The organism is Herbidospora solisilvae (assembly GCF_009901565.1).
Lineage (GTDB): Bacteria > Actinomycetota > Actinomycetes > Streptosporangiales > Streptosporangiaceae > Herbidospora > Herbidospora solisilvae.
Window position 1 is genome coordinate 543214 of sequence record NZ_WXEW01000008.1, and the last position, 6965, is coordinate 550178.

Genomic DNA, 6965 nt, shown 5'->3' on the forward strand with positions numbered 1-6965 from the left:
CGAGAGCCCGCCCGGTGACGCGAGCAGCGGGTCACCGGGCAGGCTGGTTTCGCGGGTCACCGCGTCGGTCGCTGCTGGTCCAGCAGGACGTCGGCGATGAGGTTGATGCGGTTGGTGGTCTCCTTGAGGGTGCGCAGCATCTCGGCGGCGACCTCGTCTTCCACGGGGGCCGACAGGGGGGCCGACATGGGGGTCGACATGGGGACGGCGCGGCGCGGCAGGGGGATCGGCGGGTGGACGGGCGTGCGGGCGACCGGGCGGTCGGGGCGTGGCGCCGGACGTGAGGTCTGGCGGGGTTCGGGACGTGGGGCCGGGCGGGTTTCGGGGCGGTTCGGGGTGCGTTTGGCGGAGCGGGCCGGGGCCGGTGGCTTCGTGGCGCCGAAGAACAGGCCCAGGCAGCCCGCGAAGACCGCGAGGGCCAGTGACCCGAGGATGACGCTCGTGTAGCCGGGCATCGGCGCCTCCACCAGGGGGCGTTCGAGCAGGACCACCGTGACGGCGATGCCGATCGTGCCGCCCACCTGGCGGACGGACATGGTCGCGCCGACCGCGGTGGCGTAGCGCTCCGGGCCGGCGGTCAACGCGGCGGCGGCCGACGAGCCCGCGTTGAGCAGGCCGAAGCCCAGGCCCAGCGCGGCGTTCAGCGGCAACCACACCTGCAGGACGTCGAGCGGCCGGCCGGTGCCGATGACCAGTTGCAGCAGGCCGATGCAGCTTCCGGCGATGACCACCGCGCCCAGGTAGATGACCACGCGCGGGCCCCGGCGTTTGATCAGGCCGCCGGCGGCGACGCTGCCGACGAGGACACCGGCCGCGTTGGGCGCGATGGCGGCGCCGATCAGCTCCGGCGACCGGAACATGGCCTGGCCGAGGAACAGCGGCATGATCACCAGGATCGGGAGGGAGACCAGGCCGTACAGGGCCGAGAGGGTTCCGGCCAGGGCGAAGCGGCCCTTGCGCCACAGACCGAGGTCGATGGCGGGGGCCTTGTGGTAGGCCGAGCGGGCCATCGTCGCCAGCAGCATCAGTGTCCCCCCGGACACCGCGCCGATGACGTACGGGTCCCAGCCCCGGCGGGGGAACTGGACGATCGCCCAGGTGAGCATCGCCAGGGCGGCGCCCAGCAGGAGGCAGCCGATGATGTCGGGCACCGCGCCGCGGGTGTGGGGCGGCCGGGGCAGCGTCATCGACAGCGTGAGCAGGAGCAGGGTGAGGAACGCGCTGGGCACGAACAGCACGCGCCAGCCGATCTCCATGTTCTGGCTGAACCAGCCGCCGAGGGCGTACATGAGCGTGCCGGCGACGCCGGTCGACGCGCTCCAGACGCCGATGGCGGCGGCTCTGCGGGTGGTGGGCACCGTCGCCAGCAGCATCGCCAGCGAGGCGGGGACCATGAGGGCGGCGCCGAGCCCCTGCGCGGCGCGGGCGGCGAGCAGCAGGCTCCACATGGGTGTGACGACCGTGCAGAACGCCGCGAGGGAGAACAGGGACAGTCCGATGGTGAGCAGCCGCCGCGGGCCGAACACGTCGGCGAGCCGTCCCCCGACGGGCAGCAGCGCCGCGTACGGGAGGGCGAAGGCGGTCAGCAGCCACTGGACGTCGATCGGTGACTTGGGGCCGAAGCCGCTCTCGGCGAGTTGCGGCACGCCGAGGGTGGCGGCGAGCGTGTCGGCCATGGTGATGCCCATGATGCCGGCGCACACGATGACGGGCAGGTAGGTGGTCTTGCGCTTGTGGGAGCTGGGCGCCGGTCGTCCGCGCCCCTGGAGGCGGCGGGGCGGGTCGGTGAGCAACGGGGGAAGGCCGTCGTCACCGCGCCGCTGTGTGAGAACGCTCATTCGGCCGGCTTGCGGGAGGATGCGGCGGGTTGGGGAAGGGAGACCAGGGTGTCGCTGATGTACGTCTGCATCGCGGGTCCTCGGCGGGGGTGCGCTGGACGTTTCTTCGCGGGCCACTGCCGGGGGTCCTCCTCCAGGAGGGGGAGGTCCCGGATGGGCGTCACGATCGCGGGGTGGAACTGCTCTTCGACGTGGAGGAATGGCCTGCCTCCAGCGAAGACGAGATACGAGCGGTAGACGCTGGGCCGGCCGACACCGCCCCATTCGCTCATCCGGCAGCCGGTCTCGGTGATCACGCGACGCTGTTCGACGGCCCCCTGCAGCACCTGGCCGAGGGGGGTGCCCCCGCCGTCGACGATGCTGCGGGCGACCAGATGACTCGACGTCATGATCACCGTGTTGACCGAGATGGCCCTGCCGTCCGGGCGGACGAGTTGCGATTTGCGGACGACGAGCGGTTCGTCGCCCTCGCCGGCCACGAGTGCCTTGACGGCCGCGCGGGGGCGTACTTGCGAGGACGGCAGCCCCCGCTGGTCGAGCACACGGACGCGCAGCGGTACACCGAGTAACGCGGAAAGCAATTGCGTCGTTGATCCGTCGTTGGTGAGGACCATTCGGGTCACGGCGTCGGCCGGGATGCTCATATGACCCTCCTTTCCCGTTCTGACAAACTATCTGACACAAGTTGAGATCTTAATTACTTTCTCCACTTTCGCAATAGGGTCGGATTTCGGTCACTCTTGCACTGTTGCGTTCCAGCACGTCGTCACTGCAGGTGGGGGTATCGGCCAGGCTGTAAGACTTCTTGTCAAATTCCTTTACAGAAATGCGAGTGACATGTGTGGCGAGAGTCCTGATTGTCCTGGTTTGGGGTGCCGTGTCGCGTAAAAGGATCACGACAGATATGCATTTCCCCCTCCGTCACAATTCTTCTTGACATCGGCCTGTCAATACTTCCAACATCATTTGCATCAAGTCCGCGCGAACCCTCCTTCGTAAAGGCGGCAGTCAAGTGAACGTGCAATACCTGTTCGTTATGAACGGCGAAAGGGACGGACTGACCAGGCGTCGCGTCGTGAACGGCCGGGCGCTCGCCCGCCGGGTTCCGTGGCCGCACCGCGGCGGCGCGCGCATCCCCACCCCCCACCGCGGCACCGTGGCCCTGGTGGGCTCCGGCGGCTCCGAGGACGCCGCGTCGCTGCTGGCCCAGGTCCGCCAGGGCGGCTTCGACGTCGTGCTCGTCGACACCGACGACGTCTCGGCCGGCCGGTCCGGCCACACCGACCGGTTGCGGGTTCCGGCCATGACCCCGTCCGCGGTCGCCGCCGCCGTCGAGGGCTTCTCCCGCCGCGTCGACGGCGTCATCTGCTGGGAGCCGCGTTACCAGGAGGTCGCGGCCGCGGCCGCCGTGCGGCTGGGGCTGCCCTCCTTCGGGGAGACCGCCGCCATCGGCAGCGCCGACCCGGTCAGCACCCAGGTGCTGCTCGCCGCCGGGGGCATGCGCACCCCGCGGTCGATCCTCGCCGTCTCGCCCGAAGAGGCGAACCGGGCCGCCCAGCTCATCGGCTGCCCCGTCCTGTTCGTCGCCCGGACCCCTGGAGGGAACCTGTCCCGGCGCCGCGTGGACGATCTCGCCGGCATCCCCGCCGGATTCGCCGGCGCCCAGGCCGCGACGGGTGACAGCGGCGCCGTTCTCGTCGAGGAGGTTCCGGTGGGCGCACCGGTCACGGTGGAGTGCTGGGTCCGTTCGGGCGCGCCGATCGGCGTCGCGGTGATCCGCCGGTTCGGCGAGTACGACATCGTCGACGCCGCCGACCCGCTTCTGGAGGACGCCGACGTGGCGGCCGTCATCGCCACCGCGGTGTCGGCGGTGGGCGTCCAGGACGGGCACTGCGGCGTCGGCCTGCTGCTGTCGAACGAGAGCGCCATCGTGACGGGCCTGCGGGCCGGGCCGCCCGACCCGCTGCTGTGCCACGTCGTCGAACTCGTCACCGGGGTCAACCTCCCGGCCGCCGCCGCGGCCATCAGCTGCGGCCGCGAACCGGAGGCCACCCGGCACCGCCACCGCCGCGCCGCGATCGTCACCCCCGTCGACATCCGCGCCCCCCGCCTGGCCGACCTCGACGACGACCTGCCGTACGCGGGCTGGCTCGAACGCTACGAGCCCGGCGGCCGGGCCGTCGTCACGGGCCGCAACCCCCGCGAGTGCGCCCTGCGCGCCGCCCACCTGAGGGCCGCCCACATGCGCGCCGCCCACCTATACATCCCGGCGGAGTGGCCCTTCCTGCCCCCGTCGATCCAGCGCATCCGCGAACCGGAACCGGCCTTCGACCTCCAGCCGACCCTTCCCCCGGCCCTCACCCCGGCACCCCAGCCGGCCCAGTTCCCGGCCCCGCAGCCGCCGCACGCACAGCCGGCCCAGATCCCGGCCCAGTTCCCAGCCCCACAGCCGTCGCAGGCCCAGCCGGCCCAGATACCACCCCAGATCCCGGCCGCACAGCCGTCGCAGGCCCCTCAGCCGGTGCCTCAGTCGGCGCAGACGGCGGTGCCACAATCGACCGCCCAGCCGGCCAGGACCGCAGTCCCGCAGCCGAGGCCCGCCGCGCCGATGCACACGACGCCGCAGCCGCTGCCGGCCTCCGCGCCGAACTCCACGCCCGAGCCGCTGCCCGCCTCGATGCCCTACTCGACCCCGCTGCCGGTGCAGACCGCCGCGCCGCAGTACATCCCCCCGCTGCCGTCGGTCCCGGGCGCCCACACCCGGCCTGGCCCCCTGCCGAACCCGATGCCGAACCCGATGCCGAACCTGACGCCGATCCCGGTGCAGCCCTCCGGGCCCCTGCCGCCGTCCGCCCAGAAGCCGCGATCCACGCCGGAACCGCCCGGGTCACCGCGCGGTGTGTCGCCGCACTCGACTCCCTTGCCCGTGGAGAGTGCCGCGCTGCAGGCCGTGCTTCGCCCGGCATCGCACGACAGGACGGAGCCGCGCCCAGCGGAGACCTCCGCGTCGCAGTCGCCCGAGCGGGCCCGGGAGCTCTCGCAGTCGCCCGAGCGGGCCCGGGAGCTCTCGCAGTCGCCCGAGCGGAGCCGGGAGCTCTCGCAGTCGCCCGAGCGGAGCCGGGAGCTCTCGCAATTGCCCGGGCGGGGCGGGGAAGTCTCGCAGCCGTCGGAGCGGGGCCGGGAGCTTTCGCAGTCGTCGGAGGGGGCCGGGGAGCTTTCCCAGTCGCCCGAGCGGGGCCGGGAGTCCTCGTCGGCGCAGGATCGGTCGGAGCCGTTGCCCGCGTTGACGCCCTACTCCACGCCGCTGCCCCCGCAGGCGCCGCCCGCCCCGCAGCCCTCTCCGGAGGCCGAACCCGACGACGCGCCCGAGAAGGCGGCGGCCGACAGCCGGCCGGTCATGCCGCCCAGCATGGCGAAGGCCGTTCGATGAGGGCCGGGGGTTCGACGGCGGCGGTCTCCTTCTACGAGGAGGCGCCGAGGCGGCCGGGCGTCGAGGAGGTGCGGCTGACCACCGCGCCCCTCCGGTCGGCCCCGGCGCGGTGGGACGAGCTCGCCCCCCGTACCGCCGCGGGGTTCTTCAACGGCCGGGCCTGGCACCAGGCGCACGCCGACCCGGACGCGGCCGCCTGGCACGGCGTGGTCCTCGGCTGGGTCGGCGGCACGGGACGGCCGTCGTTGCGGACCGTGGTGCCGGTCAGCCACTACGACCGGGCCCCCGCCCGCCCGATGCTCGACCCGGCCCGGCTGTTCGGCTCCATGTTGCGGGGCGGGCGGTTGCGCACCCCCGAGGCCTGGGGGCGGGTCACGCTCATCGGCGCGACGGCCGGATACCGCACGGTGCCCGTCTGCCACCCGGACGACGAGCACCTGTGGGCGCGGGCCGTGCAATATGCCATGCCCGACGACGGCACGGCCGCCGTGCTCTACCTCGACGGGCCCACGGCCGGGCGGCTGACCCGCTACTTCCCGCGCGCGCCGCTCATCCTGACCCACGCGCGGACGGTCATGCGGATCCAGGGCAGCACCTTCGAGGAGCACCTGGGCGCCCTCCAGCGGTCGAGCCGGACGCTGGCCCGGCGCGAGGAGCGGGTGTTCGCCGACGGCGCGCGGGCGATCAAGGTGCTGCCGCTGACGGCGGCCCTGCTGCCCGATCTGGCCAGGTTGCACCCCACGCCCAAGGAGGCCACCGCCGCCGAGCGCGAGCTGCGCCGCTACCTCGCCTCGCCGCTGGCCGGCTCGGCCCACGTGATCCTCTGCACGCACAACGGCGCCACGATCGGCTACCGGCTGGTCTTCCAGCACGGCGACGGCCTGGTCGCCCACCGCATCACGCTCGACCCCCGCCGCACCGGCCACTTCGCCGAGCAGCCGGTCCTGCAGTCGCACGCCCCGGTCAGGATGGGCCTGGCCCGGCACCTGCAGGAGATCGACTTCGGCGTCGGGGGGTTCACCGAGAAGCTGCGGCGCGGCGCGCGGCTGCTCCCGCTGTGGTCGCTGCTGCTGCGCCCGCCGCTCGGCTGGACGGCCCGGCACACCCGCGAGGTCAACCGCAGGCGCGCCGGTGAACTGTTCGACGCGTACGCGCAGGACATGGACGTCGACGACCTGGCCCTGCTCCGGCTCATCGCTCAGACCGGCATGTTCGCCGCCTAGGGGGAACCATGACGCACTCCATCTTCAGCCCGTTCGAGGACGAACGCTCCGAACGCGCCGGCCGTCGTCCCTACGCCGACCCCGACTCCATCACCACCCTGGTCGACTCCTTCCGCCTGACGGCCTCCGACGACGACGTCCGCGAGCTGTTCGACCAGCTCAACTTCCATCTGGTCGCGGTGGAGAAGCTGCTCACGTCGTGGTACGCGCGTAAGCATCCGGGGCGTCCGCTGCCGCTGCCGCGCCGACCAACGCCGTGACCGTGCGGGAGTCGGTGCCCGCGCAGACGGCCAGCACGGCCGGGTCGCCGACTCCCCCCGCCCAGGCGGCGCGGACGGCCGCGTCGCGGGCGACGGTGGCGAGCGCCTCGGTGTGCGCGGCGTCGGCGACGGCGGCCAGCCTCCCGGCCACCCGGTCCAGCAGCGGACGGCAGGCCCGCGCCAGGCCCGCCGTCCGCCGGTCCAGTTCGGCCCG

General features: G+C 73.2%; 6 protein-coding genes. 3 read left to right on the top strand and 3 right to left on the bottom strand.

Going from position 1 to position 6965, the window contains the following annotated elements:
• Positions 1-56: 56 nt before the first annotated feature.
• Both GT755_RS28555 and GT755_RS28560 read right to left on the bottom strand, forming a co-directional pair.
• A complete protein-coding gene (locus tag GT755_RS28555; RefSeq protein ID WP_161482643.1) occupies positions 57-1838 on the bottom strand; it encodes an MFS transporter in 1782 nt (593 codons plus the stop codon).
• Entirely contained in the window at positions 1835-2482 is a 648-nt protein-coding gene (locus GT755_RS28560; RefSeq protein ID WP_161482644.1) for a chorismate pyruvate-lyase family protein, read from the bottom strand. The genes GT755_RS28555 and GT755_RS28560 overlap by 4 nt, the downstream gene beginning before the upstream one ends.
• Before the next feature lie 368 nt (positions 2483-2850).
• On the opposite strand from GT755_RS28560, the gene GT755_RS28565 reads away from it, so the two are divergent.
• From GT755_RS28565 to GT755_RS28575, 3 genes are read left to right on the top strand one after another with little or no spacing between them, the layout of a single operon-like run.
• Positions 2851-5268 (top strand): ATP-grasp domain-containing protein, encoded by a 2418-nt coding sequence (locus GT755_RS28565; RefSeq protein WP_161482645.1) that lies wholly within the window; start codon positions 2851-2853, stop codon positions 5266-5268.
• Entirely contained in the window at positions 5265-6491 is a 1227-nt protein-coding gene (locus GT755_RS28570; protein WP_161482646.1) for a GNAT family N-acetyltransferase, read from the top strand. The genes GT755_RS28565 and GT755_RS28570 overlap by 4 nt, the downstream gene beginning before the upstream one ends.
• Positions 6492-6499: 8 nt before the next feature.
• Complete coding sequence (locus tag GT755_RS28575) at positions 6500-6751, top strand: hypothetical protein (RefSeq protein ID WP_030451368.1); 252 nt, start codon at positions 6500-6502, stop codon at positions 6749-6751.
• On the opposite strand, the gene GT755_RS28580 is transcribed toward GT755_RS28575, so the two are convergent.
• On the bottom strand, positions 6684-6965 hold a 282-nt coding region (locus GT755_RS28580; protein ID WP_161482647.1), incomplete at its 5' end, for a hypothetical protein. The two genes, GT755_RS28575 and GT755_RS28580, sit on opposite strands and share 68 nt — an antisense overlap.

Bases quoted from the DNA above. Each gene is read 5' to 3' on its own strand.
- GT755_RS28555 (WP_161482643.1), bottom strand. From the start codon at position 1,838: ATGAGCGTTCTCACACAGCGGCGCGGTGACGACGGCCTTCCCCCGTTG.
- GT755_RS28560 (WP_161482644.1), bottom strand. From the start codon at position 2,482: ATGAGCATCCCGGCCGACGCCGTGACCCGAATGGTCCTCACCAACGAC.
- GT755_RS28570 (WP_161482646.1), top strand. From the start codon at position 5,265: ATGAGGGCCGGGGGTTCGACGGCGGCGGTCTCCTTCTACGAGGAGGCG.
- GT755_RS28575 (WP_030451368.1), top strand. From the start codon at position 6,500: ATGACGCACTCCATCTTCAGCCCGTTCGAGGACGAACGCTCCGAACGC.